Consider the following 25005-nt stretch of genomic DNA (forward strand, 5'->3'; position numbering starts at 1 on the left):
CTCTAGCCGGCTCCCGACTCGAACTTCACCGCCTCATGATTGGTGATGACTTCTCGAACGACCAGAGCATGCAGCCTCCGGGTAAAGTCCGGATCAAGCCCGCTCTGTGCGGCGAGGATGCGAAGCCGCTTCAATTGCGCCGCTTCACGTCTGGGATCCCGGGACTCCAGTCCATGTCTGGCCTTGAGCTCTCCGATCGCATCGGTACAGCGAAAGCGTTCTGCGAGCAGGTGCACCATCGCCGCATCCAGATTGTCGATGCTGCGACGCAGCTTGGCCAGATCGCCGGCAAACTCCTGGTGATCATCCGTCATCGATGGGCACCTCCAGACAGCGTCGCGGCGGACAACCCGCCCTTCTGCAGAATGAAGCCCGCGATCTCATCGACACCTTGGCCACTCTTCAGATTGGAGAAGATGAACGGTCGCGCGCCCCGCATCCGCCGCGCGTCCGCTTCCATGATCTCCAGATTCGCGCCCACCATGGGAGCCAGGTCGATCTTGTTGATCACCAGAAGATCGGATCGCATGATTCCCGGCCCGCCCTTGCGCGGGATCTTCTCTCCCGCAGCGACGTCGATCACGTAGACGGTCAGGTCCGCGAGCTCCGGGCTGAAGGTGGCGGCGAGATTGTCGCCGCCCGACTCGACGAAGCAAAGCTCCGCGTCCGGAAACTTCAGGTTCATGTCGTGGATCGCCGCCAGGTTCATCGAGGCGTCCTCCCGTATGGCCGTATGCGGGCAGCCACCCGTCTCCACCCCCATGATCCGCTCTGCCGCCAATGCCTGCGCGCGGGTCAGAATGAGCTGATCCTCCTTGGTGTAGATGTCGTTGGTGATGACGTAGATCTCGTAGAAATCGCGCAGGTGCTTGCACAGCGCCTCGACCAGCGCCGTCTTTCCGGAACCGACCGGACCGCCGATTCCGACGCGCAGCGGCCCGTTGGTTGCCGCAATCCCGGGCGTGCGGAGAGACCTGCTCTCGCGTTCAATCGTCTTCATGACCGAAACAACCTCGTATACTGGAGCTCGTGCGCGATGGACGCGAGCTCAACCATCAGGCCCGCCGAACCGAGATCGTCGACCGTCTCACGGCTTGCGATTTCACTGCGCGACAGGATCGGCAACTCGAGCGCCGCGATGGCGAGCTGACCATCGGTCTGACCGAGAGGCACCAATCGCACCCCCGCGCTCACCAGATTGGCGACATAGCTGTGCAGGAATGCCGGCAGCGCGATCTCGACGGCAATCCGCTCGCGCGCCGCCCGCGCTCCGAGCAGGACAGCCAGCACCGGCGGACATTTCGGATCGGAGAACATGTCCAGAATTCGATCCGGCCAGACACTGCGAAGGGTCGTAAGGCACGCGGACGATTGTTGGGCGGATTCGAGCACGAATTCGGATGTGCCGCGGGAAGCGGCTGCGAGTTCGGCCAGATCCGGGAGCAGGTCCTCGGCGCCCTCGGCCACGCATCGGTAGGCTTCGCTGAAGAAGATGGCTTCGTTCCGGCCGGAGCCATAGCAAAGGTCGGCCTCGAGCCAATCGACCAGGCTGCGCCGATCGGAGACATAGCCGGCCTCCACGGCCCACTCCAGTCCGTGCGAGTAGCTGTAGGCGCCGTTCGGGAACGACGGCGAGAGCCAGCTCTGCAGCCTCAGGAACGTCAGCGCCGTATGTCCATAAGTCTGGTCTGTCATCGCACCACCATGCCGGCAACGCGTCAGTACATGAAATAGCGCTGCGCCATCGGGACCACATTCACCGGCGGACACGTGAGGAGCCGTCCGTCGGCCCGCACCTCGTAGGTTTCGGGATCGACCTCCATGCGAGGCAGCGCGTCGTTGAGGATCATGGAATGCTTGCCGATCGATCGCGTGTTCGAGACCGGCAGGAGTTGCTTGGCCAGGCCCAGCTGTCTCGTCGTCTCAAGCGAGGCCTGACTGACGAAGGTCACCGAATTTCTGCCGGGAGAGCGGCCAAAGGCGCCGAACATCGGCCGGTAATATTCCGGCTGAGGCGTTGGTATCGATGCATTGGGGTCGCCCATGATCGCGGCGACGATCATGCCGGACTTCAAAACCATGTCGGGCTTGATCCCGAAGAACGCCGGATCCCAGACCACGATGTCCGCGAGCTTCCCGACCTCGACCGAACCGACATGGCGTGACATTCCCTGCACGATGGCCGGATTGATCGTGTATTTCGCGACGTAGCGCCGCGCCCTGAAATTGTCGCTCTGCCCGGTCTCCTCCGGCAACCGCCCGAACTGCTTCTTCATCTTGTCGGCGGTCTGCCACGTCCGCGTAATCACCTCGCCGACCCGCCCCATCGCCTGGCTATCCGACGACACGATCGAGAACGCGCCGAGATCGTGCAGGATGTCCTCCGCGGCGATCGTCTCCTTTCGTATGCGGCTCTCCGCGAAGGCGACGTCCTCCGGAATGCGACGGTCCAGATGGTGGGTCACCATCAGCATGTCGAGTGCTTCGTCGAGCGTGTTCGCGGTGTAGGGGCGCGTCGGATTTGTCGAGGCTGGAATGACGTTGCTCTCGCCGCAGACCTTGATGATATCAGGCGCGTGCCCGCCGCCGGCCCCTTCCGTATGGGCCGCATGGATCGTCCTGCCCTTGAATGCCGCGATCGTGCGCTCGACGAACCCGCCTTCGTTCAGGGAATCGGTGTGGATCATGACCTGCACGTCCATGTCGTCGGCGACGGAGAGACAGCAGTCGATCGATGCGGGCGTTGCGCCCCAATCTTCGTGCAGCTTCAGGCCGCACGCGCCGGCTTCGATCTGCTCGACCAGGCCCGCGGGTACGCTCGCATTGCCCTTGCCGAAAATGCCGAAGTTCATCGGGAACCCATCCAGCGCCTCGAGCATCCGATGGATGTGCCACGGCCCCGGCGTACAGGTCGTCGCCGTCGTCCCTGCGGCAGGTCCGGTGCCACCACCCATCATGGTCGTCACGCCCGAGAAGAGCGCCTCGTCGATCTGCTGAGGGCAGATGAAGTGAATGTGCGTATCCATTCCGCCGGCCGTGATGATCTTGCCCTCGCCCGCGATGATTTCCGTCCCCGGCCCGATGATGATCGAGACACCCGGCTGTATGTCGGGGTTGCCCGCCTTGCCGATGGCGGCAATGAGCCCGTCCCTGATCGCGATGTCGGCCTTGACGATTCCCCAATGATCGAGGATCAGCGCGTTGGTAATGACGGTATCGACCGCCCCCTGCGCGCGCGTGAGCTGCGATTGTCCCATGCCGTCGCGAATGACCTTGCCGCCGCCGAACTTGACCTCCTCGCCATAGATCGTGAGGTCCCTCTCGGGCTCGATGAACAGGTCGGTGTCCGCCAGGCGCACCCTGTCGCCGACCGTGGGGCCGAACATCTGCGCATAGGCCGCGCGGCTCATCGTGTGAGACATGTCTTCCTCACCTTATTCGTTGGCGCTGGACGCATCGGTCCCTGATTCCAGAGGTCCCATCACGCCGCCGCTGAAGCCGTAGATGCGCCGCGCTCCGGCAAACGGAATCAACGAGACCTCGCGCGACTGACCCGGCTCGAACCGCACGGCCGTCCCCGCCGGGATATCGAGGCGGCATCCACGAGCGGCGGATCGATCGAACACGAGTGCGGCGTTCACTTCGGCGAAGTGATAATGGCTGCCCACCTGGACCGGCCGGTCCCCGGTGTTGGCTACGGCGATCGATGGTCCGGTCCTGTCCCCGTTCAGGACGATGTCGCCGTCCGCCGGAATGACCTCCCCGGGAATCATGCCACGCCTCCAAGCAGCAGCAGCCCGACAAGCCCGGCGCATACGCCCGCCGCGCGAAGCAAGCTTCTTCTGACCGCGTGTCCTCCCCAGAACCCGATGACCATGCCGGTCAGGAGAAGAGCGGCGGTCGCCGTCGTGAAGCCGATCACGTAGGGAACAAGCATCGAGGCGGCTTCAGTTCCGTGGGCGTGACCATGGAAGAACGCGAACAGGCCGACGGCCGCCGCGCCCAGCATGACGGGCATCCTGAACTCGAACGCAACGAACGCTCCCAGCGCCACCACCGAGAGGCTGATCGCCGCCTCCACAAAGCCCATCTGAAGTCCCGCGCTTGCGGCGGCGAAGCCGCCCAGCATCGCGATCAGAAAGGTCAGCGGCCACACCGCTCTCGCGGATCCGCCCACCAGCGCGCTCCACGTTCCCACCAAGGTGATCGCAATCAGATGATCAGCGTCGCTGAAGGGATGGACGAGACCGGCGTCGAACGAACTACCCGCGCCCGGAACGGGATGAGCGAACGCCGGCGATGCAAGCAGGCTCAGCGCGGCGACGCAGATCGGGATGATGCGCATCATCAGCTCCTATCGAATCGGGTTGTGCACCGGGACAAGTTTGGTCCCGTCCGGAAACGTCGCCTCCACCTGGATCTCGCGGATCATTTCCGGGATGCCCTCCATGACCTGGTCGCGGCGCAGCAGCCGGCCGCCTTCGGACATCAGATCCGCGACCGATCGTCCGTCGCGGGCGCCTTCCATGATGGCATCCGAAATCAATGCGATGCTTTCGGGATAATTCAGCTTGACGCCGCGCGCGAGCCGGCCGCGCGCAACTATCGCGGCGAGGGCTATCATCAGCTTGTCTCGTTCCCGTGGCGTCAGATTCAAGATGCTCCTCCCTCTCGGCCGCGCTGCTAACAGGACCACATCTTCGGCACTCCGAAGGGACCGGATCCGAGTTCATGGTCGAGTTGATCGAGGAAGCGGCGCAGACCTCGCCTGAGGTCCACGCTTGCAATCGCGGCGACCCGGACCACGATGATCGCGCCCACGATCGTGACGCCGCACGCGCATTCCAGCGAAGCGCCGATCTCGCGCAATCTCTCGAGCCGGGCCTCGAGACCCGGACCGAAATAGATCATTGTCGCGATCGCCTTCCAGTTCGAGAGCAGGGCCGTCTTCCGAAGCTGCAGGAGAGCCTGGTCTGACGCGAGGAAGCCATCTGCCCATACCATGCGGCCATCGACCCTGACGCGCCAACTGTCCAGGATATGTCCGGCAACCACCTCCTCGCCGCTCTCGATGCGGCCAAGAACCAGCCACTCCAGGGCAATCAATTCAGTGCCCGAGCTCACATCGATCTCGGTGTGCCGCGCGATGCGCGCCTGGTTGAAGACGATCGTCTCCTGTGGGAGCCACGCAAGCCGGGCATTTCCCTCAGCCCTTAGCCGCGTCCGGATTCGGGCAGGCCGATCCAGCGCCCGGTAGACCTTCTCCGCGGCCTGCGTGGTCACCGCGACCGACGCATTGCCTTGAGCGACCACCTCGATCCTGATCTCGTCGCCGCCCGCGACGCCGCCCGATGTATTGATGAGGACCGCCTCCTTGCGCCGACGATCGTCGACATTCGGGAAGGCAACGGCCATCGGAAACTTCTGATAGACGTCGATGATCTCCGTGCCGTTTGCGGCGCCGGAGAACACCATGCGAGCTTCCCCGACAGCGCGCTGCAGATCGAATTTCTCCGTGGCGCCCTGCCCTTCTCCCGGACGGCCGGGATGAGCCGCGGATGTCCCGCGAGAGCGCTCGTGAATTGCTTCAAACATCCGTCTCGGGGCTCATGATTGACCGTGTGTGTCTCGCATATCGGCGAGGGAGAGGCCGGGCGCGGAACGGCAATGCCGACCACGCCCGGCCCTCGTGTCGCGAACCCGGGATCAGAAACCCGCAAGGCCCTGGGAGCCGTTGTACGGGATCTTGACGCTGCCGATCTCCTTCAGCGAACCGTCCGGCTGAGTGCTGTAGCTGACCAGCTTCGAGGCGTTGCCGTAGATCTGATAGAGATAGGCGCCGTCGGGCGAGATCCAGCTATCGCTGGGACCGCTCGTCACGGTTCCGTTCAATCCCCTCGCGGTGCCGTCGCCGGGGACCTTCGGACACGCCGGATCGCACGCAATCTCCAGGCCGCTACCATTGATCCGGTAGCTGCTGATGTTGCTGTAGCCAAAGTTCGTCGCGTAGATCGTGCGATCATCGGGAGCGATGGCCAGCCAGCACAGCTCGGACGGCAGGCCCGCGCTGGTGTCGATCTTGACGAGCGGGCCGATCTTGATCGAGCCGTTCTTCTCGATGGTGCAGATCGAGCATCCGTCGCCGACGGCATAGCCGATCACGAACGTATTCGGACGCTGATTCAGGAACGCGATGTAGAACGGAGAACCGCCCTTCGCATCGTAGAACCTGGCCGTGCCGAGCGAGCCGTCCTTTTGCAGGGCGAACACGGCGAGGCCGTCCGGATCCGGTGCATTCGACGCGATCGAGTGCAACGCGCCGCCAGCGCGCTGGACCCAGAGAATCGGTGAGCCGTCGGGATACAAGCCGGTGAGCGCGATCGGCTCGTCGAAAGTGGTGCCGACGAGCACAAGCTCCTCGTCGGGCGAGACGACGACCATGGTGGAGACACGGTTCCGCTTGCTGTACGTGTTCACCGTGTATCCCTCAGGCCGCGTCTTGAGCATGCCTTCGGCATCGACCGACATCAGCCGAAGATGATCCGGTCCGAACGCGTGCAGCACGAAGAGGGTGCGCGTCGACGGAGCGAAAGCCAGCGATTTGGCCGTGCCGCTCCTGCCCTCGACCGGGTTTCCGGTCGACTTCACGTCGAGCAGCGTGAGACGACCGTCGCTCTCCAGGCGGAAGCTCGAAACGGAGTTGTCTCCGCCATTGGTCGCAAACAAAAAACGCCGATCGGATGTAATGATGACGCTTCCCGCACCCTCGTAGGAGTTGGGCGCGCTGTCCTGGCCGCTGATCGGCTTGAATTCACCGGAGCCGGCCCCGCCCGTCTTGATACGCGCGACCTCGGCCAGCTTGCCGTCCGCCTGCCGCGTGTAGTGAATAATGGCGTTGTCGATCTCGTTGGTCTGGATATAGAGATGGCCAGTCTGCCCCTTCGACATTCCCATCTCGCTCGTCGTCGCCTCTTTAGCCATCTCTCGCTCCTTTGATGATTGGCTTTGGTAAATCGAATGACTTTCGGTGACCTGCACCATCGCTATGGCTTCAGCGGAGGGTATCCATCGATGTAAACCCAGTCGGACGCCCGCACGGGCACGTGGCACGCCTGGCATTGGGCCCTGTAATTCGTCGTCGTCGTTTTTGAGCGATCGCCCGCGTCGAACCAGGACCATCCCCAGCCGTCGCCCCACAACGCGCTCTCCGGGTGACGGTTCGCTGAGTCCTTCACCATCACGAACCACCCCTTCAAAGCATCGGCGCGGCTGACGGTACCGGTCGTCATTTCAGAGGTTGCCGCCTTGAACACCTCCTTGACCAGCACCGCACCGTCCGGGAAGCGCTTGTCCTTCCGATAGGCGTCGATCACTCCGGGCGAGGCGTACACGACGTGAAGCTCCTTCGAGCCGTGATTGTCGTCTGCCGCAATCGCCCAGCTTCCGAGCATTTGATAGGTCGTACGATAGTCATCGGGCACGTGCAGCTGCCCGTCGCGGTCGGCGACGCTCGCACCGGTCGAAACGCCATCCGCCGCGTTCGCCCGCAGCTGTGACTGCCTGACCACGGCCGCGATCCCGAGGATCACGACGAAGGCGACACAAGCGGCTTTGAGGATTTTCATGCCGATCTTCCGCCGATTACGCGGTCACCGCGCGTCCTTGTTGTCCAGCAGAGGATAGAACTGGGTCCAGACCTCATCCTTCTTGGCGTTGGCGATATGGCAGTAGGCGCACTCGTCCTTCGACTTCACCTTGGCCATCGACGCCTTCGGTTCGTGGTGATTGAAGTTGAAATAACCCCACCCGTTGGTGTCGGCGAAGCGCTTCGAATCCTTGACGGTCACGTCAGCGCCGTTCCACCTGCCCGGGAAGTAGCCACGTCCCGACGCTTCCGTTCGCGAACCGTCGGCATTCTCCTGCGGCAACGTCAGCTGCAGCTCCTTGAACAGGATCGTCCCTTCCGGGAATTCACCGGTCTTCTTGTAGATCGCGTACGATCCCGGCTCGATATAGACGTTGTGGAATTCCGGGAAATTCGCCTGCCCGCCGTTGAGGGCATTCGGCGTCAGCGGCGAGCCGACATAGACCCACTCGTGGAAATTCTTCGGCAAGAGCAACTGCCCGTCCGCGGTGTATTCCGGCAGATATCGCGTATTGCTCTGGGCATTGCTATCCTTGAGCGATCCGAAGAACAGGATCGTTGCGACCGCACTGCCTACGATGACCGCCGCTGCTGCCTGGACTCTCACGCGCATTGTCTTCTCCCGCGACTGCGGCCGAACGCGCGAGGCGCCGGCACGATTGACCTGTCGAGAGATGACTTAGCCAGTCGCGGAGGATCCTGCGCGCTGGCGATTGCTTCCGCTTTGGCCATCTTGATGCATTCCGTGCCGAACTTGCGATCGGTGAAGAGGTTCACGCTTCGAATGCAGGACGCGCGGCCCCAATCGGCGCCGCGATCGCGGCGCGGACGGCCATGGAAACGGCCGAGAGGGTGCAAGGTCAGCGGGTGAGGTCTGAAAGCGGGGTTGCTCTCAGCGGGCGCTCTCGGCAGATCCGGTAATTGTCCTGCCAGGGACGAAGCCGCTCGAAAGCCGCGCTCGCGGCCAGCACGTCGAAGTCGGCGTTTCGCCGACCTATGATCTGCATCCCGACCGGAAGACCGTCGGACAGACCCGCCGGGATCGAGGCTGCCGGATGGCCGGTGAAGTTGACGAAGTAGGTCAGGCCCCATCCGATCAGAGGATCTATCTCGACACCATTGATCGACTTCGGCCCAACCGTGTTGCCGTCGCTGGCGTTGTCGACCGGCGGGCACGCGACGGTTGGCGTGACCAACAGATCGAATCTCTCAAGGACGTTCTGGAAGGCATCGTAGACCTCCGACCGGACGACCTGGTCGCGGAAGAAATCGAGCCCCGACATGCGATTGGTCTTCTCGACCCAATCCATGTATTCAGGCGGAAAGTCGTCGCGATGCTTGCCGAACAGATCGATGCCGTCGCGCTTCATGTTCTCGATCGCCTGCAGGTTCAGAAGCATGTAGAGACGCGACCAGACGTCGCTCAGCTCACGTTGCGAGCGGACGATGCCGAGCTTCACTTCCTCCACGTGAGCGCCGGCTTCCTCGAACGCCTGTACCGCGCGGCGGACCGTCGCCGCGACTTTTCCGTCGACCGGAAAGACGTCCAGATCCGGACTATAGGCAATCTTGAGGCCACGGATCGAACGACGGGTCGCCGCGGTGAAATCGACGGGCGGCTCGATCAGGCTGAAGGGGTCTCGCGGATCAGGGCCGGCGAGTACGTTCAACGCGATGGCGGCATCTTCGACCGTCCGCGTGATGGGCCCTTCGAACAGGAACGGAGAATCGGCCACGCCGAACGCGTTGGGACGCACGAGGAACGGCACGCGTCCGAACGACGCCTTGTAGCCATAGACTCCGCACCAGGCGGAAGGGATTCGTATCGAGCCGCCGGCATCCGTACCTTCTGCAATGGGTAGCAGTCCATCGGCGACCGCCGCGGCGCTTCCTCCGGATGAGCCGCCCGTGTTCTTGGCAAGATTGAACGGGTTGCGCGTGGGACCAAAGAGGTAGTTATCGCAGGTGCCTCGGAATCCCATGAGGGGGCTGTTGGTCTTGCCGAGGAACACCGCGCCGCCACGCTTCTCCATGCGTTCGCAGAACACGCAGTAACCGTCCACGACGTGGTGCTTGAGCGCCCGGATGCCGCCCAGGCTCGCAGGCCAGCCCGGCTTGAAGTCGAACAGATCCTTGAGCGCCGACGGGATGCCGTGCAGTGGCCCCCACTGCTCGCCGGCGACCAATGCGCGCTCGGCCTCTTTCGCTCTCGCGCGAGCGCCGTCGAAATCGAGATAGACCAGCGCATTCAGGCTCGGGTTGCGCGCTTCGATGCGCCGGATGAACGCATCGACCACGTCAACCGGCGACAGATCACGCCGCCGGATGCGAGCTGCCAGCTCGTGCGCGGTGAGGTAAGCGAGTTCGTCGGAATGCAAGGGCAGGCTCACGCTCGACATCGTTTCCTCCTTCTGAACCACTTCAGAACGAAGCCGCATTTGACATTGAAACAGTTCTTGCCCGCGCAGCCGCGATTGCTTCGTCTTTCGCAATCTTGATGCATTCACCGCGACGCCCATCGACAAGGCATCGATCAGGGTTCATGTGGGCTGCAGGTTAAGTCGACGCGCGTTGGGACATCCCGCGCGTCACCGCACAAGGGCACGCTTCCATGGACCGACCTCCCGTTTCTCGCGGCTTCAAATCCAAGCGACAGGCACCCGAAGCCGCACGGCTGCCGCCGGGCCAGTATCTGACGACCGACTTCCCGGTGTTGTCCGCCGGACCCACGCCGGATATCCGTATCGCCGACTGGAAGATTGCGCTTCAACTCGGCGGATCGTTGCTAGGCAAATGGACCTGGGACGAATTCGAGGCACTGCCCCAGACCACGATCACGGTCGACATTCACTGCGTCACCAAATGGACGAAGCTCAGCACGGTCTGGCAGGGTGTCAGCTTCGACGATCTGCTCAAGGTGGTCGGGGTGAGCGAGCCGCCGGACGCCTATGTCATGGCGCATTGCGACGGCGGATACACGACGAACCTTCCGGTGACCGACCTGGTCGCGGGAAAGGCGATGATCGCGACCCGCTATGAGGGTCTGCCGCTCGCCCCGGCGCACGGCGGCCCCGCGCGACTCCTGGTGCCGCATCTTTACTTCTGGAAGAGCGCAAAGTGGCTGCGAAGGCTCCGCTTCATGCCCAAGGACGAGCCCGGGTTCTGGGAATCGCGTGGTTATCACAACTATGGCGATCCCTGGCGGGAGCAACGTTATGACGGCGACTGATGCGCCGCTGCAGCCGCCCAGGATCGCATGGCAGACCGGTCGCGTGCAGGCCATCGTGGCCGAAACAAGCCGGGTGAAGAGCATCATCCTGCAGCCGGCCAACTGGTCCGGGCACTGGCCCGGCCAGCACGTCGACATCCGTCTCACCGCCGATGACGGCTATCAAGCCGAACGAAGTTACTCGATCGCATCGCCCCCGGAAGAAGAACTGCTCACTCTCACCGTGGAACGGGTCGAGGACGGTGAGGTGTCCCCCTATCTCCTCGACGAATTGCAGGTTGGTGACGCTCTCGAATTTCGTGGACCCATTGGGCGGCATTTCATCTGGAGCCAGAGGCGCGGTGGACCGATTTGCCTGGTCGCGGGCGGCACCGGGATTACCCCGCTGATGGCTATGTTGCGCCACCGCAGGAGGTCGCTCACACCCATACCGGCATCATTGATCTATTCGGCACGCAGCCTTGCCGAAATCGTGTACCGGGATGAACTCGATGCGATGGCTCACGGCGATCGCGACCTGCGACTGGTCTATGCGCTCACCCGCGAGCATCCGAGCGACTGGAACGGACATCGGGGACGGGTCAACGAGGCTCTGCTCGCAGAGAGCAGCTTTGCGCGCGAGCAGAATCCCACGTTCTTCATTTGCGGTCCCACCGGGTTTGTCGAAGGTATCTCGAGCATGCTCGTGAAGCTCGGCTTCGACCCTCTCGCCATAAGAACCGAGCGTTTCGGGCCAACAGGAGCATGACCGCCATGGCAGACAACATCGCCGACCTCATTCTTGGCGGTGATCCCGGCACACATTTGCTTCAAGAAGCCTTTGCCTTTGACATCACCCTGACGAAGATCCGGTGCGCGGCATGCAACACCGTGTCCTGCCTTGGCTCTCTGGCCATCGACGGCGGGCCGCTCGAGGCGGTCGTCAAATGCGCCGATTGCGGAAGCGATCTGCTGAGGGCGACGCGCACTCAGAGGGGATGTGTTCTTGAAATGCACGGTGCCCGGCACCTGTACTTCTGAATGCCGCGCCCGATCGCCCGCCAAAAGTCTGAAATCAAAGACCCCCATGCACGGTGAAGACATCCACCTCGCTGAAATCGAGCGCCAGATTGCCGCCACGGCGGCGAAGCTTCGCGAGCTGATTGAACAGTCGACCTCACATCTCGCCGCGATGAGCGAAGAGCTCGTCGGCCAGCGAATTGACGATCAGGCCGCACGGCTCGAGATTCTGATCACGCGTCGCGAACAGCTCCTCAGAGCCAGATCTGGCGAAGACCGAAAAGGCCGGCCGGAGCAGATCGGGTAGCGTCAGCTGTGAAATTTCAACCCGTCGACGATCTTGTCGATCACCTTGCGCTCGGCGCGCATGGAAATCCCAACCAGATTCAGGTCTGTGCGGGAAACTGCCTTCACGACTTCGCGGTTGGCGGCGTCGTGAGCGGTCCTGAACATGTCCTCGGTATAGAGCCCCGGCGTCACTCCGCGCGCCAGTGTGCGCTCGAGCGCGCGTGATAGCGCCGCGCGGTCGGCGCCATAGATCAGGATGGGCTGGCCGATCAACGGCAGATATTTCGTCCCGGAGCCGTCTTCGTAGGGATCGCCGATGCAAGCCGGAAAAGCCGCCGCGATCCCGCTGGCGAGGAAGGAGGCCACGTTCAGTTTCTGCCACGGCTCAAGGTCGGTGCGGACCACAACCGCGATTTTGGTATCAAATTGCATGACGGTTTTGTCGCTATTCCTCAACGCTGGCGGAGAGCGAAAGAGCCCTCCCCAAGCTTGCGCGCATCGAACGCTGTTGCAGGCGGCCCATTTCCGCGGACGCCCTTCGGGTGTAAACCGATTATATCGATTTCACCTCGCCGCCGTCCATCCGCAACGCCGCGCCGGTCATCCAGCGCGCCCCGGGGGATACGAGGAACGCGATCAACTCGGCAATCTCCTCCGGCTCGCCGTAACGCGCGATCCCGGCGTCCTTGGGAAACTTCGCCATAGCTTCCTCGACGCTCATGCTGTGCAGGGGCGCCCAGTGCTCGAGGTAGGAGCGGCGGCGGCCCGTCATCACCGGCCCCGGCAGGACGCTGTTGACCTGGACGCCATCGCTGATTCCCTTGTCGGAGAACGCCTTTGCCAAGGCGACGATTGCAGCGTTGATGGTGCCGACCGCGGCATAGGGCGCCTTGGGGAAAGAGGCCGAGTTTCCTGACATCAACACCACCGCCCCCATCGCGGCCATGAGCGACGGCCAGGCGGCGATCGTGAGCCGCCGGGCGCCATGCAGCTTCAACGCCAGTCCGGCTTCCCACTGCGCCTCCGTCGTCTCGAACAGATCGACCTGAGGTACCGCGCCTGCGATATTGAGCAGGGCATCGATCCGGCCGAACGCCGCCAAGGTCTGGTCGACGACAGATTGAGCAGCACGAGGTTCGGCCAGATCGGCATCGATCACCAGCACCCCGGCGCCGGCGGCCCTGACCGCCTTTGCGGTGTCCTCGAGATTGGCGCGGTTTCGCGCGACCAGGGCAAGCGCCGAGAAATCGCGCGCCAGGCGCACCGCGGTCGCCCGGCCGATTCCCTGGCTCGCGCCCGTCACGATGGCGACCGATTTCGACATATGAACTCTCCCGAATGCCTAGCTTGTAAATATCAGTCGCGAACGACGACCATCTTTCCGACGGCCTCGTTCGCCTCCATGACGCGATGCGCCTCGCGAATCTCGTCGAAGCGAAAGATTCGCGCCGGCTTGACGTCCAGCCGGCCGGCCGCGGCGTCGGCGGCGATTTCCCCCAGCGGCACGTCGGAGAGCGAAAACCCGGGCGTGCCGAACACGAAGCTGCCGAAGAAGGTCAGATAGACGCCGCTCGGCATCTGCAGCAGCGGGTTGAAATCCGGAATCGGATCAAGCCCACCGAGCCAGCCGGCGAGACAGGAGCGGCCGCCCCGGCGAAGCATGGCAAGGGAGTCGAGCACGACGCTGTTGCCGACGAGGTCCAGGACTGCGTCGACCTGCTTCGCCTCGGGCAGATGCTTCGAGAGATCGCGCCGTTCAATCTCGCAGCGCGCGGCTCCGAGCTGCTCCAGCATGGCAAAGCGTTCCCGGCTGCGCGTCGTCGCGATGACCCGCGCGCCGGCATTGACCGCGAGCTTGAGTGCGGCCTGACCGAACGAGGACGTCGCTCCACGAATGACGAGAACCTGATCTTTCTCGAGATCGAGATTTCGAAAGAGACAGGTCCATGCCGTCGCGAAGGTTTCGGGGATCGCGGCGAGCTCGGCCCATGGCAAGTCCGCATCGATCAATGCGACGTTCGAGACCGGCGCACGCGTGTATTCGGCGTAGCTGCCGTTGATGGTTCGGCCGAGACCGCCCATCAATGCGGCCACCTTGGCGCCCACCGGAAATTCTCCGCCCGGACACGACTTCACGAGACCGACGCATTCGATGCCGCTGATCGGCGCCGCTTCGGCCCATTCGCCCCGGCGCATGTGCATTTCCGCATGGTTGATGCCGAATCCCTTGACCTCGATGACGGCATGACCGAGCTGCGGCTCCGGCTCCGGAACGTCCCGATAGACGAGGCTATCCAACCCACCGAATTTTTCAAGAACGATGGCGCGCATGATGGCTCTCCTGACGTTTCTCGCGGCGAGGGAGGCGGCGGTTACCCATTTGAATTCGGCCGGGCAAGAAAATCACCGATCGCCGCTGCGATTTCCCGCGCATGAGTCTCGAGCGCAAAGTGCCCCGTGTCGAAGAAGCGCACTTCCGCGCCCGGCATGTCGCGCTGAAACGCCTTCGCGCCCGCCGGCAGGAAGAAGGGATCGTTCTTGCCCCAGACCGCCAGGAAGGGCGGCTTGTGCTTGCGGAAGTAGGCCTGGAATTCCGGATACATGGCGACGTTGGTCCTGTAGTCGCCGAAAAGATCGAGCTGGATCTCGTCCGCCCCAGGGCGCGCGAGATAATGGTTGTCCAGCGTGAATCCGTCGGGGGAGATCAGGGAGGCGTCAGGCACCCCGTGGGTGTATTGCCAGGCCGTCGTCTCCGGCGAAAGGAATGATCGCAGCACCACCCGATTCGCTTGCGATGCATCTTGCCAGTAAGCCCGGATCGGGCTCCAGCCTTCGCTCAATCCCTCCTCATAGGCATTGCCATTCTGCGAGATGATGGAAACGATGCGTTCGGGATGTCGAAGAGCCATCCGAAAGCCCGTCGGCGCGCCATAGTCGAAGACGTAGAGCGAGAAACGGGCGAGTCCTATGACTTCCGTGAACCGTTCGATCACCTGCGCCAACGCGGCGAACGTATAGGCAAAGCTCTCGCGAGCCGGCATGTCGGACTGGCCGAACCCGGGCAAATCCGGCGCCACCAGTCGGAAGCGATCCGAGAGCGCCGGGATCAACTCTCGGAACATGTGGCCGGCGGTCGGAAATCCGTGCAGCAGCAGCAAGGCGGGCGCGTCAGCCCGGCCAGCCTCCCGATAAAATACGTTCAATCCGTCCACGTCCGCCTTGCGGTATCGAATGTTCGTCATCTGCGGTCCCTCCGGCACCTGTTGCGCCCGGTGAAATCGATGATCCGTTGGCAGCCGATCCGAGGCGGTCTCACCTGGATATTTCGTGGCTCGGGACGATCCGGTTACAGACTCTTCGGGGATTTCTGCCCGGACGAGACTGCCTGTCGCCTCCACTGCCCGATCTATCGCCCCTCGGATCTACTCATTCGAACTCCCTGCGATAGTCCGTAGGGGTCCAACCCGTCGCTTTGCGAAAGGCGGAGCTGAAGGAGCTCGTTTGCGCATAGCCCAGGCCGAGTGCGATATCCGTAATCGATACCGCGCGATCCGCCAGCCGCAGCTTGGCGAACTCCATGCGTCGCTGCACTTGATACTGGTAGGCCGGGATTCCGAACGACTTCTTGAAAGCACGGCAGAAGTGGTGAACGCTGAGCCTGGCGAGTTCGGCGAGCTTGAGGAGGCAGACCTGTTCTCCCAGATGCCCCTCGACGTACTCGACCACGACACGCTTCTGCCAACCTGCGAGACCGCCACGACTGACCGCTGCCGGTTCGCGAACAACATCGTGATCGGACCTGGAAAGCTCGTGGGCGAGCACACCACAAAGCGCCTCGAGGTAGGGCGCGCAATTCGTCTCCGCGCTCTCGATCGCCTTCTTCAATTTGGAGGCGGTCTCCCAGACCAGCGGATCCTCGAAATATATTCTTGGCGCGAGCCCGGCTGCGCCGTCGTCGGACTTATGAAGCGCGGCGGGATCGAAGTAGAGGAAGGTCACCTGCGCGGACGAGGCGGCCTCATGCCATTCCCGATAAGCGCGTCCCGCCGGGACAAAGGTCAGCCTGTGCTCAGAACCTCGCAGCTTCGACGAGCAGAGGCCATCGATGGAGGTCTCACCGCTTTTCCGTGCTCCCTCGTTGTACAACGCCAGGAGATGTCTCGATCCCTGAAAGCGAAATTCAATCCTGTTGCCGACCGGGAGGTGAACGCTCTCCGAAAACCACCAACGCCAGCCGATCCCAAGGCGCTTCACCGGCTCGGAAGGCGTGATGCTGACCGTCGGATGAAGCGCCGCGTCGGACGGCCTGGAAGACTGCGTCTCATCCACCGGCCGGATTGGCGAAGCGGAGACCGCCATCCGCGGCACGCTCTCGCTCGAATTTGATACGTACGTCCCCATCGTCGTCGCCCTGTTCTGTGCTCCGGATGGCCGCGTCCAATCGTCAACGAATTTCTGCACGGAGGAGATGCCCTGATCGCCTGGATACGGGCGTTGAAGCCGCAAGCTGCACGTGGCGTTACCTCTCCGGTCAAGGCGCGCTGCCAACGCCGGCTGACAGCACCGCACAGGGGCAACATGCTTTTCATCGTGCTGGCGGGCAATCTCACGCTTGTGCTGTTCCGGCCCATACTTAGGTATGGGTCGCGTGCAGCGACGGCGCCGAGATGATTCAGCACGAGATGCCAGTCCCGGAGGCGAAGCTTCAGCCCTGGAGTTGGAGCGCTTCAGCCATTCGAACGAGCATCGCCGCGGTTTTTGCCCCCAGCTTCCGCATCACGCTGCCACGATGCATCTTGACTGTCGCTTCGCTGATCGAGAGCTCGCTGGCAACCTGCTTGTTCATCAGACCGGATGCCACCAGCGTCATCACCTGCCGCTCGCGCGTGGTCAGGAGTGCAAACTTCTCCTGCAACTGCGACAGGTGCGCGCTGTCGTCGCGCCGATCGATGTCCTTTCGGATCGCGGCAGTGATCGCATCGAGAAGATCCTGATCCCGTATCGGCTTGGTGAGAAAATCGACCGCCCCCAGCTTCATGCCTCTTACCGACATGGGAATGTCGCCAAAGGCGGTCATCAGGATCACCGGGATTCCGACATTGATTTTTGTCAGGTACTCCTGCAGCTCCAAGCCGCTCGTGCCGGGCAATCTGACATCGAGCACCAGACACGCAGGGGCGTCCGACAGTTCGACCTTCAGGAAATCCGAGGCAGATCCGTACAAGGCGACTTTGTAGTGCAGGGACTCGAGCAGGTCGCCAAGGGACTCGCGAACCGCGCGGTCATCGTCGACGATATGAACAACGCCGGAAGGAGGCATGTCTACCGGCTTTCCGACGTCTGAGCCGCCTGGCGAAGCGGGAGAGCGAAGGTGAACTTCGCTCCGCACCTCCCGTTTTCTTCCACCCATAGCTGTCCTCCGTGGAGTTTCACTATCTTGCGGCAGATCGACAGTCCCAGACCGAGTCCCGCTCCCTTCGTCGTATAGAGCGTCTCGAAGACCCGCTCTCTATCGGCCGGGCTGATGCCGCCCCCCGTATCCGCGATTGCCACGGAAATCATACCATCGGCGACCCCCGAAGAGAGCGCCAAAATGCGGTTCCTCTCCTCGACCCCGGCCATGGCCTCGATCGCGTTGCGCACGAGGTTGAGGGCGACCTGCTGGACCTGAACACGGTCTGCTTCGACACGGGGCGATGATCGATCGAAGTCGGTACGGACGACGACCCCGGCTCGCTCGATTTCCCTTTTCGACAGAAGCAGAACCTCCGCAACCGCATCGTTGATATCGAACTCGGCAAAATGGACCTGCGTGCCCCGCACGAGAGAGCGGACCCCGGTCACAACCTCCGCGGCTCGACGTGCCTGCCTGATGATGCGCGCGACCGATTTCCGGGCCTCCGCGGCATGAACGGGATCCCGGGCGAGCCACCGGAGGCAAGCTTCCGCGCTCATGATCATGCCCGTCAGCGGCTGATCGATCTCGTGAATGATCGAGCCGGCGAGTTCACCAAGGGACGTCAGCCCCGTCGCCCGCGCAAGCTCGTTTCGTGCGTCGGCGAGAGCCTGCTCCGCCGCCTTCCGTTGCGAGACGTCCGTGATGATGCCTTCCAGCTCGAGGTCTCCCGTGGGCCCCTCATCGAACTGCCCGACGGCCACGACATGCAACATCTTGCCGTCCCGATGGACCACGCGGTACTCGTGGGTGAAGGGCGACTTCGTGCTGATCGCTTCGGTGAGGGCCTGCTCCAGCGCAGGGTAATCCTCGGGGTGGACCCGGCTCCTGAACACCTCGAAGGGCACGGGGTTTACGTCCAGGTCGATATCCAGAATGCGGTAACATTCGCGCGATCCGCGGGAGAGCAGGGTCCGCGTGTTCCAGCGATAGCTGCCCATCCCGCCGATCTGCTGACCTCTGACCATCCACATATTGGTCTCGCGCAGCGCCTCGAACAGGCGAACGGATTCGAATGAGACGGCGGCCTGGTTGGCCAGCATGGATGTCACCCAGACGCATCGCGGCGTGAAGATATCCGCATCTCCATCCGCTTCGAGATAGAGAACGCCAATCGCCCAGTGCTGGTGGATCAACGGCAGGCACAGCTGGGCTATCTTTCCAGACGGCGGGTTCGCGGGATCGATCAGTGCGGAGCTCTCCGCGCCAGCTTGCCTCACGACCGTTTGCTTTCGATCGAGCACCTGTTCGGCAAGGTCGCTCGGCAAGCGGAATTCGGCGTGCGGCGGGAAGGAGGCAAGGAAGTTCGCCCTCTCGCGCGGGAAGCTCGCATCGGCCTTGGCAAGCAACTCTCTTTGCCCGCTGAGCAGGATCGCTCCCCGACTGGCCCCGGAGTAGCTCAGCGCCTCCATGAGGAGAGCCTTGGCCAATCCCTGATAGCTGATCTCTCTCGAGATAATCTGAAACGCCTTTGCGACCAGATCCAATTCGTGCGTCTCGTTATCAAGCCTCATACCGAGATGTCTCGTCGTGACAATCATTTCCAGACGTCTCGACGCATCACCCCGCCGCTTGCGTATCGAGGGGTGGGACGAGAGCGCGTTCAGTACGCCGCAACATGTAACGGGACTTGCGAACGTTGCCAAGTTTGGTTGCGAGAGCCGCGGTTCGCGAGCCCACGCCATGCACCTCGCTGCGATTTTTTTTAGAAGCAGGTGTAACCGATGCGACGGCTGCTCCGAATGTCTACGAAAGTGCGGAGCAGCGGCATTGCGCCCCGCTGGTCGCCGGCATGAGCCGCTTGCTGTTCAGGCCCAATCGGGGCGTCGAGACACTGCCGCGCAGGCCTGCATCGGCAAGGAAACAGGAATGATGACATCGGACTGTCCGAACACAGAACGCCTGAATGCCCTCTCGGATGCCGTTTTTGCAGTCGTTATTACAATTCTTGCCCTGGACCTGCGCCCGCCGCACGCTCCGAGCCTCGATGCTCTATTCGAGCTCTGGCCGACCGTCATCGGCTACGCAGTCAGCTATCTCTTCATCGCCATCGTCTGGGTGAACCATCACCATCTTCTGCACTACGCAAGCGCGGCGACGCCCCGATTGATCTGGGGAAACTTCGCTCATCTGTTTTCCGTATCGCTGCTGCCGTTCTCGACAGCCTGGATCGCGAGCTCAAGGCTGGCGCCGCTGCCGGTCACCGTCTATGCCGGCGTATTCGCGCTGGTGAACGCGACCTATCTCTTGCTGTGCTGGGAAGCCGTCGACCGGCCGGCGATCGAGGCGATCCCGGGCCAGGCGCGCATGATGATGCGCATGCGATCCCTAACCACCCTGCTCGGCTTCCTCGCCGCAGCGGCCGTCTCTTTGCACCATCCCATGGTCGCGCTGGCCATGATCTGCATCTGCCTTGCAGTGTATCTCAAGCCTCAAGTCGCAGGACACGCGCCGTATCCTGCTTCAGAAGATACAACGAGACCGCAAGCAGCACGACATCCTTCATCAGGAACGGAACGTTGCCCGTCATCGCCGGAAAGCCACCCGCAGCAGCGTCCCAACCGTCCGGCATAAATGGAATGATCGTGACTGTTGCGATGAAGGTACCGGTAGATCCAAGGGCGCCCAGAACGCCGAGGCGCTTGCTCCAGAAGCCCGCGAATATCAGAGCACCAAAGGTCCATTCGGCGACGCCGAGGAACCAACTGGCACCCTGATAGCCGAAAGCGGGGTAGAGCCACCAGATCAGGGGACCGTTGCTGATGAAGGGCTCCAGGCGATCCGCCTCGTACGCCCACCATTTCTGGTAGCCGAAGAAGAAGAACAGGATCACCATCGACGCCCGGACGATGTGGTAATCCAGGTCTCCCGCAAGCAGCCCCGATATCGGCAGCCTGCTTGCGAACGATGTGCGCGGGGCTCTCGCTAATGTGCTCATGGTGTCGATCCTCCTGATCCTAACTGACAGGCCCTTGCGTGGTCAGCGTCTGACCGAGATCGATCAGAAGCCGGCAGACAAGACCGTCGGGTGCGAAGTCGAGATCGACCTGCGCGCCCGGCAGGGCCCTTGCGATCAGTTGCGTGCCAAAGCCTTTCCGTTCTGGCTTGGTCACTATCGGTCCGCCGCGTTCGCGCCACTGGATCGCAAGACCTTGTCCGCCGAGACAGGACGGACTCTCCCAGATCACCTCGACGGCTCCTGCCGTCGATGTCAGCGCGCCGTACTTGCTCGCGTTGGTAGCCAGCTCGTGAATGATGACGTGCAGCGCCAAGGCGATGTGCGGCTCCAGCGTGAGGTCCGGCCCCGCGAGCAGAATGCGGCCCCTGTGAAACATCGCGTGCGGCTTGAGCGTTCGCTCCAGCATCGCCGCGAGAGACACCCGCTGCTCTCCCGCGGATTCGATCATCCTGTAAGCATCGGACAGGGTCGCGATCCGTGCCGAGAGCGCCTCGCGAAAATCGGCGGTCGTATTCGCATCGGTGTTGTTCACGAAGCACACAACGATGCTGAGGATATTGCGCATGCGATGCTGCAATTCCCTGACGACGAGCTCGAGCTCGTCATCCCGGATCGGGGCGATCCGCTCAAAGTGCGCGCACCCGCTCCCGTCGTCGTGGAACGAACCGGTGACAGTGTGCCTCATGTGCAGACCTATCGCTGTTTGCTGAACCGGATTTCGATCAACATCCGCGGCAGATTTTCAGCTTCTTGTCGAGATCCGCGTCCAGACCTTCCTGTTTCCGGTTGAAATCGGTAATGCGCTTCTGCAACGCATCCTCGGCGAGTGAATTCGGCATGAATTCATTGCCGCGCGGCTGCACCTGGACGCTCTCGGCCGGGCTCGGCGCTTTCGGCGACGGCGCCGGCAGTGGATCTGCCAGGGCGGTTAGAGGAATGGCGGCGAAGCTCAGGATGAGGGATGAACGGAGTTGCATGGTCGCGCCTCAACGCAGTTGATTGCCGTGATGACGCGAACATCATGCAGCATATGTACGGGCCTCGCTGTTCGTGGATTGCGCCGATTGAGGCGATATTGTTGAAATGATTCCGTTTGCGCCGCGATGCAGCCTAGGGCGCCGCCGGCGCGGGCCTTTGCTCCGCGAGAATGACCGAGAAGAGCCCCCTGTCGTCGGTCCAGTCGGCGACGGGATTCCATCCGCCGGCCTGCAGTAGGACGAAGGCATCCCTCCGCCCGTATTTGAGGCTGTTCTCCGTGTGGATGGTCTCGCCCTTCGACAACGAGAAGACGCGACCGTCGACCTCGAAGCGGACGTCGCGCGTGGCTTCCAGATGCATCTCGATACGCGCCTCCGCATCATTCCAGCGCGCCAAATGGCGAAACGCGCCCAGCGGAATCGAGCCGCCCAGCTCGCGGTTGATCCGATGCAAGAGGTTGAGATTGAATGCGGCCGTCAGCCCTTGCGTGTCGTCATAAGCCGGCAGGAGAACGTCCTGATCCTTGATGCGGTCGATGCCGATCAGCAGCATCGATCCCACACCCAGGGTCGCCGCCATGGCCCGCAACAGGTCGACCGCCGCAGGCACGGTCAGGTTTCCGATCGTCGACCCCGGAAAGAAGCCAAGGCGCGCAGTCGAGGCAATCTCTTCCGGAAGTGCAAAGGGATAGGTGAAATCGGCCTCGGTTGGATAGATCGGCAGTCCCGGGAATGCATGCGACAAGCCTGCCGCAACCTCCCGGAGGAACTCGCCCGAGATGTCGATCGGCACATAGGCAGAAGGCTCCGTCTCTGCCAGCAACAGTCGCGTCTTTGCCGACGAGCCTGAGCCGAATTCTATGACCGCGCGGCCCGGCCCCGCGAGCGCGGCGATTTCCGATACTGCGGAGGCAAGGATCGATCGCTCGGTTCGTGTCGGGTAGTATTCGGGCAGCAGCGTGATGGCTTCAAACAGAGCCGATCCGCGGCGGTCATAAAGCCATCTTGCCGGAATTGCCTTTGGCGCGAGGCTCAGCCCTTCCATGATGTCATAGCGGAACGCCGCCGTCAGGTCGGCCACCGTAGATCGCATTTCGTTCTGGAGTTGAAGCAATTTCGGCTTTCCTTCGCACGACGTCTCGGTCGGCCCGGCCGGCGGCCGCAATGACGTCAGGAGACCAATGTCGACAATTTCTTCAGGCCGCGATGGATATTGATCTTGACCAGAGCCGCCGACTGTCCGGTCGCACCGGCCGCTCGCGCGATGCTCAGACCGTTGAGCTTCACGAGGCGGATCACGCTCTCCTGGGCAGGCTTCAACCGGCCAAGCAGCTGGTCCAGCGCAGCGGCGCTGATCGCGGCACCTTCGTGATCCTCGATTGCGATGTCTTCGTCGAGCGCGAGCGCGCTGTAGCGAGACGCATCGCGCACGCGATCGACCCATTTGTAGCGGGCAATCGCCGTAACCCAGGCGCCGAAGGGCTTCGAGGCCGCAAACGTGTGGCGTTTCGCGTGAATGGCCAGCAGCACCTCCTGCCTCGCATCGTCCGCGGCGGGATAGGGAAGCCGGCGCGCGTAGTAGGCTCGAAGCCACAGATCCAGCTCCCGCAGCAATCGCTCATATGCGTCTCCATCCCCTGCTCGCGCCGCAAGCAAGAGCCGGCCCCATCGCTCCGAACAATCGTTCCATCTCTCCCAACGGGCCGTCTTCCGGCGATCATGTCGCGACGAATCCGTATTCCCGCGGGGGCGGGCACGGGCGGGCTCGTCGCCGCCAGGCGATTGCGTCGCGATAGAGGACGTGATGTCGTCACCCGAGAGCGCTTTCATCTTCGAAGGCTCCTGTCGAGACACTCAAGCAGCGCGCTCGTTTCGAACGGCTTTCTGAGAAGGCAGAAAGCGCCGATCGAGGCCGCTTCGGCGTCCAACTGCCTGTGAGGAAGCGCGGTAATGAGAATCACCGGCGCTCCGACCTTCTGCTGCTGGAGCTCGCGAACGAGGTTCAGCCCGCCCATTCCAGGCATGTGAACGTCGGCAATGATGCAGTCGAAGCTGAACCGGCCGGCGTAGCTCAGCAGCGCTTCGGCCCTGTCAAACGGCTCGGAGCGGTAGCCGATCGATCGCATCAGATCCACCAAAGACAGGCACAGGGCCTCGTCGTCATCGACGACTCCTACGAAAGGGACCTTCACCTGACTTACCCTCGCAAGACGCGATGATCATCGAAACGCGATCGCAACAGGGGCGATTGAAGCGCAAGCCGCTCCCAAGTTGACCAGGTGGCTGCTGTCGTGACGTTCGATGCTTGTTCGCGAGAGGCACATGTTCGGTCTCCCCAACTGAGGAAAATCCAGTAGCTGCGCCATGATCGGTTGCGCATGTTGGGCTCGAGCATGCGTTCGGCGGCTGCCCCCTACAATCTCGCGATTGTGATGCACAGACCCATACTTTGGTATGGGTTTGCGGCGCGAAGGGCGAGCCACCCAGGGCGACGCGATGTCAGGCCACGCCGATCCCGGTCGCCTGCGGCCGAACAGCGCAAGTTTGAGAAATACACGATAAGCCGCGCACAGCGCGTCCTTCGGAGCTTGGCTACCGTTCAAGTCACGACAGACGTCGACGCCGCCCTTGGCGCCAATCCGCGACCTCGAGGATGAGAGGACATCAGATGGACCATCTCATAAAGAAGCTGTCCGAGCTCGATCTGGTCAGAGGCGATTTTGACTACCATGCCACGCGGGTGGCGATGATCATCGTCTTCTTCGTCTTCAGCTGCCAGAAATGGTTCGACTACGAAGCGCACGCGTTGATCCCGTTCATCAGCAATGGTCCGCTGATCTTCTGGCTGTATCCGGTGTTTGGCGTGCGCGGCGCGGCCTACTTCCTGGGTTCGGCGGAATTGCTGTTTGGATTGCTTCTTCTGCTCGGCTTCTGGAGCAGAAGACTGGCGGTCCTGGGATCGCTGGGTTCATGCGCGACCTATGTCGCCACCGTGACGATCATTCCGTTCTTCCCCGATGCCTGGGCCGCGCCGGCCGGCGGCTTTCCTGCGGCCACGTTGCCATTCCTCTTCCTCATGAAGGATGTCGTACTGCTTGCGGCTTCCGTCTATCTGCTCAAGCGGGACCTTCTCCGGGCAGCAGCCGACGTGTCGCTGGTTCAGAACGGGATTGTTCGAAAGGAAGCGATGCAATAGCGCCGGTTGGCACTGGAAGAGCAAGGTCGGCGTCGTCCCCTGTGACGGGCGATGAGCTGTTCGGCGACATCGGCGAGGTCGTTGCCGATGATCTGCGTGAACGTGGGTTTGCGGCGACGGGCTTATAGACCTTGACGCTGTCCACGCTGAACGGCCTCTCGAAGACTCCCGCAAGTCCCCCCGCTCAAGCCAAGGAAATCAAGAGCTCACGAGAGAGTTCCCGACACTTGGAGTTCCCGATCAAAATCAAATCTGCC

The 25005-nt window shown here is 62.5% G+C and carries 30 protein-coding genes and 1 pseudogene; 6 read left to right on the forward strand and 25 right to left on the reverse strand.

Annotated elements, in window-relative coordinates:
* Positions 1 to 2 precede the first annotated feature (2 nt).
* From ACKWRH_RS41955 to ACKWRH_RS42010, 12 genes are all read right to left on the reverse strand, one after another.
* Complete coding sequence (locus tag ACKWRH_RS41955; RefSeq protein ID WP_445218315.1) at positions 3 to 314, reverse strand: chorismate mutase; 312 nt, start codon at positions 312 to 314, stop codon at positions 3 to 5.
* Positions 311 to 1000 carry an urease accessory protein UreG gene (ureG, locus tag ACKWRH_RS41960; protein ID WP_445218316.1) on the reverse strand — a complete coding sequence of 230 codons (690 nt, stop codon included), beginning with the start codon at positions 998 to 1000 and terminating at the stop codon, positions 311 to 313. The genes ACKWRH_RS41955 and ureG overlap by 4 nt, the downstream gene beginning before the upstream one ends.
* On the reverse strand, positions 997 to 1581 hold the full coding sequence (locus ACKWRH_RS41965; protein WP_445218317.1) for an urease accessory protein UreF: 585 nt from the start codon (positions 1579 to 1581) through the stop codon (positions 997 to 999). The genes ureG and ACKWRH_RS41965 overlap by 4 nt, the downstream gene beginning before the upstream one ends.
* A 137-nt stretch (positions 1582 to 1718) precedes the next feature.
* A complete protein-coding gene (ureC, locus tag ACKWRH_RS41970) occupies positions 1719 to 3422 on the reverse strand; it encodes an urease subunit alpha (RefSeq protein WP_445218318.1) in 1704 nt (567 codons plus the stop codon).
* Positions 3423 to 3434: 12 nt separating this feature from the next.
* Positions 3435 to 3773 carry an urease subunit beta gene (locus tag ACKWRH_RS41975; protein WP_445218319.1) on the reverse strand — a complete coding sequence of 113 codons (339 nt, stop codon included), beginning with the start codon at positions 3771 to 3773 and terminating at the stop codon, positions 3435 to 3437.
* Positions 3770 to 4348: a HupE/UreJ family protein gene (locus ACKWRH_RS41980; RefSeq protein ID WP_445218320.1), complete on the reverse strand. Its 579-nt coding sequence runs from the start codon at positions 4346 to 4348 to the stop codon at positions 3770 to 3772. Before ACKWRH_RS41980 ends, ACKWRH_RS41975 begins: the two co-directional genes overlap by 4 nt.
* Before the next feature lie 6 nt (positions 4349 to 4354).
* Entirely contained in the window at positions 4355 to 4657 is a 303-nt protein-coding gene (locus ACKWRH_RS41985) for an urease subunit gamma (RefSeq protein ID WP_028148889.1), read from the reverse strand.
* A gap of 26 nt (positions 4658 to 4683) precedes the next feature.
* Entirely contained in the window at positions 4684 to 5475 is a 792-nt protein-coding gene (locus ACKWRH_RS41990; RefSeq protein ID WP_445218321.1) for an urease accessory protein UreD, read from the reverse strand.
* Between the two features lie 231 nt (positions 5476 to 5706).
* Positions 5707 to 6981, reverse strand: a complete 1275-nt coding sequence (locus tag ACKWRH_RS41995) for a beta-propeller fold lactonase family protein (protein ID WP_445218322.1) — start codon at positions 6979 to 6981, stop codon at positions 5707 to 5709.
* A gap of 62 nt (positions 6982 to 7043) precedes the next feature.
* Complete coding sequence (locus ACKWRH_RS42000) at positions 7044 to 7625, reverse strand: cytochrome P460 family protein (RefSeq protein ID WP_445218323.1); 582 nt, start codon at positions 7623 to 7625, stop codon at positions 7044 to 7046.
* A gap of 24 nt (positions 7626 to 7649) precedes the next feature.
* The gene (locus ACKWRH_RS42005; protein WP_445218324.1) at positions 7650 to 8258 is read right to left on the reverse strand and encodes a cytochrome P460 family protein; all 609 of its coding nucleotides are present in this window, start codon (positions 8256 to 8258) and stop codon (positions 7650 to 7652) included.
* 247 nt (positions 8259 to 8505) lie between these two features.
* A complete protein-coding gene (locus tag ACKWRH_RS42010) occupies positions 8506 to 10044 on the reverse strand; it encodes an amidase (RefSeq protein WP_445218325.1) in 1539 nt (512 codons plus the stop codon).
* A gap of 212 nt (positions 10045 to 10256) precedes the next feature.
* On the opposite strand from ACKWRH_RS42010, the gene ACKWRH_RS42015 reads away from it, so the two are divergent.
* From ACKWRH_RS42015 to ACKWRH_RS42030, 4 genes are read left to right on the forward strand one after another with little or no spacing between them, the layout of a single operon-like run.
* Complete coding sequence (locus tag ACKWRH_RS42015) at positions 10257 to 10874, forward strand: sulfite oxidase-like oxidoreductase (RefSeq protein ID WP_445218326.1); 618 nt, start codon at positions 10257 to 10259, stop codon at positions 10872 to 10874.
* The gene (locus tag ACKWRH_RS42020) at positions 10861 to 11622 is read left to right on the forward strand and encodes a ferredoxin reductase (RefSeq protein WP_445218327.1); all 762 of its coding nucleotides are present in this window, start codon (positions 10861 to 10863) and stop codon (positions 11620 to 11622) included. Before ACKWRH_RS42015 ends, ACKWRH_RS42020 begins: the two co-directional genes overlap by 14 nt.
* A gap of 5 nt (positions 11623 to 11627) precedes the next feature.
* Positions 11628 to 11894, forward strand: a complete 267-nt coding sequence (locus ACKWRH_RS42025; RefSeq protein WP_445218328.1) for a DUF6510 family protein — start codon at positions 11628 to 11630, stop codon at positions 11892 to 11894.
* A 46-nt stretch (positions 11895 to 11940) separates the two neighbouring features.
* Positions 11941 to 12180, forward strand: coding sequence for a hypothetical protein (locus ACKWRH_RS42030; protein ID WP_445218329.1), 240 nt, complete (start codon positions 11941 to 11943; stop codon positions 12178 to 12180).
* 2 nt (positions 12181 to 12182) lie between these two features.
* On the opposite strand, the gene ACKWRH_RS42035 is transcribed toward ACKWRH_RS42030, so the two are convergent.
* From ACKWRH_RS42035 to ACKWRH_RS42065, 7 genes are all read right to left on the reverse strand, one after another.
* Positions 12183 to 12593, reverse strand: coding sequence for a DUF2000 family protein (locus ACKWRH_RS42035; RefSeq protein WP_445222572.1), 411 nt, complete (start codon positions 12591 to 12593; stop codon positions 12183 to 12185).
* 121 nt (positions 12594 to 12714) lie between these two features.
* Complete coding sequence (locus ACKWRH_RS42040) at positions 12715 to 13485, reverse strand: SDR family oxidoreductase (RefSeq protein ID WP_445218330.1); 771 nt, start codon at positions 13483 to 13485, stop codon at positions 12715 to 12717.
* A 32-nt stretch (positions 13486 to 13517) separates the two neighbouring features.
* Positions 13518 to 14492: a zinc-binding alcohol dehydrogenase family protein gene (locus ACKWRH_RS42045; RefSeq protein ID WP_445218331.1), complete on the reverse strand. Its 975-nt coding sequence runs from the start codon at positions 14490 to 14492 to the stop codon at positions 13518 to 13520.
* A 41-nt stretch (positions 14493 to 14533) separates the two neighbouring features.
* The gene (locus tag ACKWRH_RS42050; protein WP_445222573.1) at positions 14534 to 15403 is read right to left on the reverse strand and encodes an alpha/beta fold hydrolase; all 870 of its coding nucleotides are present in this window, start codon (positions 15401 to 15403) and stop codon (positions 14534 to 14536) included.
* A gap of 184 nt (positions 15404 to 15587) precedes the next feature.
* Positions 15588 to 16520 (reverse strand): helix-turn-helix transcriptional regulator, encoded by a 933-nt coding sequence (locus ACKWRH_RS42055; RefSeq protein WP_445218332.1) that lies wholly within the window; start codon positions 16518 to 16520, stop codon positions 15588 to 15590.
* A 346-nt stretch (positions 16521 to 16866) separates the two neighbouring features.
* Entirely contained in the window at positions 16867 to 17481 is a 615-nt protein-coding gene (locus ACKWRH_RS42060) for a response regulator transcription factor (protein ID WP_445222574.1), read from the reverse strand.
* Between the two features lie 2 nt (positions 17482 to 17483).
* Positions 17484 to 19157, reverse strand: a complete 1674-nt coding sequence (locus ACKWRH_RS42065; protein WP_445218333.1) for an ATP-binding protein — start codon at positions 19155 to 19157, stop codon at positions 17484 to 17486.
* Positions 19158 to 19485: 328 nt separating this feature from the next.
* Here ACKWRH_RS42065 and ACKWRH_RS42070 point away from each other — a divergent pair, with 328 nt between their 5' ends.
* Positions 19486 to 20190, forward strand: a complete 705-nt coding sequence (locus tag ACKWRH_RS42070) for a TMEM175 family protein (RefSeq protein WP_445218334.1) — start codon at positions 19486 to 19488, stop codon at positions 20188 to 20190.
* Here the strand turns inward: ACKWRH_RS42070 and ACKWRH_RS42075 are convergent.
* The 6 genes and pseudogenes from ACKWRH_RS42075 to ACKWRH_RS42100 form a co-directional block, all read right to left on the reverse strand.
* Positions 20117 to 20554 (reverse strand): annotated as a pseudogene (locus tag ACKWRH_RS42075) (YkgB family protein); the annotation flags it as partial. The gene ACKWRH_RS42070 and the pseudogene ACKWRH_RS42075 overlap by 74 nt on opposite strands.
* Positions 20555 to 20573: 19 nt before the next feature.
* Positions 20574 to 21260, reverse strand: coding sequence for a sensor histidine kinase (locus ACKWRH_RS42080; protein WP_445218335.1), 687 nt, complete (start codon positions 21258 to 21260; stop codon positions 20574 to 20576).
* Positions 21261 to 21297: 37 nt separating this feature from the next.
* Complete coding sequence (locus ACKWRH_RS42085; protein ID WP_445218336.1) at positions 21298 to 21552, reverse strand: hypothetical protein; 255 nt, start codon at positions 21550 to 21552, stop codon at positions 21298 to 21300.
* 133 nt (positions 21553 to 21685) lie between these two features.
* Positions 21686 to 22666, reverse strand: a complete 981-nt coding sequence (gene egtD, locus ACKWRH_RS42090; RefSeq protein WP_445218337.1) for an L-histidine N(alpha)-methyltransferase — start codon at positions 22664 to 22666, stop codon at positions 21686 to 21688.
* A 56-nt stretch (positions 22667 to 22722) separates the two neighbouring features.
* Positions 22723 to 23166, reverse strand: a complete 444-nt coding sequence (locus ACKWRH_RS42095) for a sigma-70 family RNA polymerase sigma factor (RefSeq protein WP_223153778.1) — start codon at positions 23164 to 23166, stop codon at positions 22723 to 22725.
* A gap of 212 nt (positions 23167 to 23378) precedes the next feature.
* Positions 23379 to 23744: a response regulator transcription factor gene (locus ACKWRH_RS42100; protein ID WP_282519898.1), complete on the reverse strand. Its 366-nt coding sequence runs from the start codon at positions 23742 to 23744 to the stop codon at positions 23379 to 23381.
* A 554-nt stretch (positions 23745 to 24298) separates the two neighbouring features.
* Between ACKWRH_RS42100 and ACKWRH_RS42105 the strand changes: the two genes are divergently transcribed.
* Positions 24299 to 24748: a DUF417 family protein gene (locus tag ACKWRH_RS42105; RefSeq protein WP_445218338.1), complete on the forward strand. Its 450-nt coding sequence runs from the start codon at positions 24299 to 24301 to the stop codon at positions 24746 to 24748.
* Positions 24749 to 25005: the final 257 nt, after the last annotated feature.

Source organism: Bradyrhizobium sp. Pa8 (genome assembly GCF_052588265.1).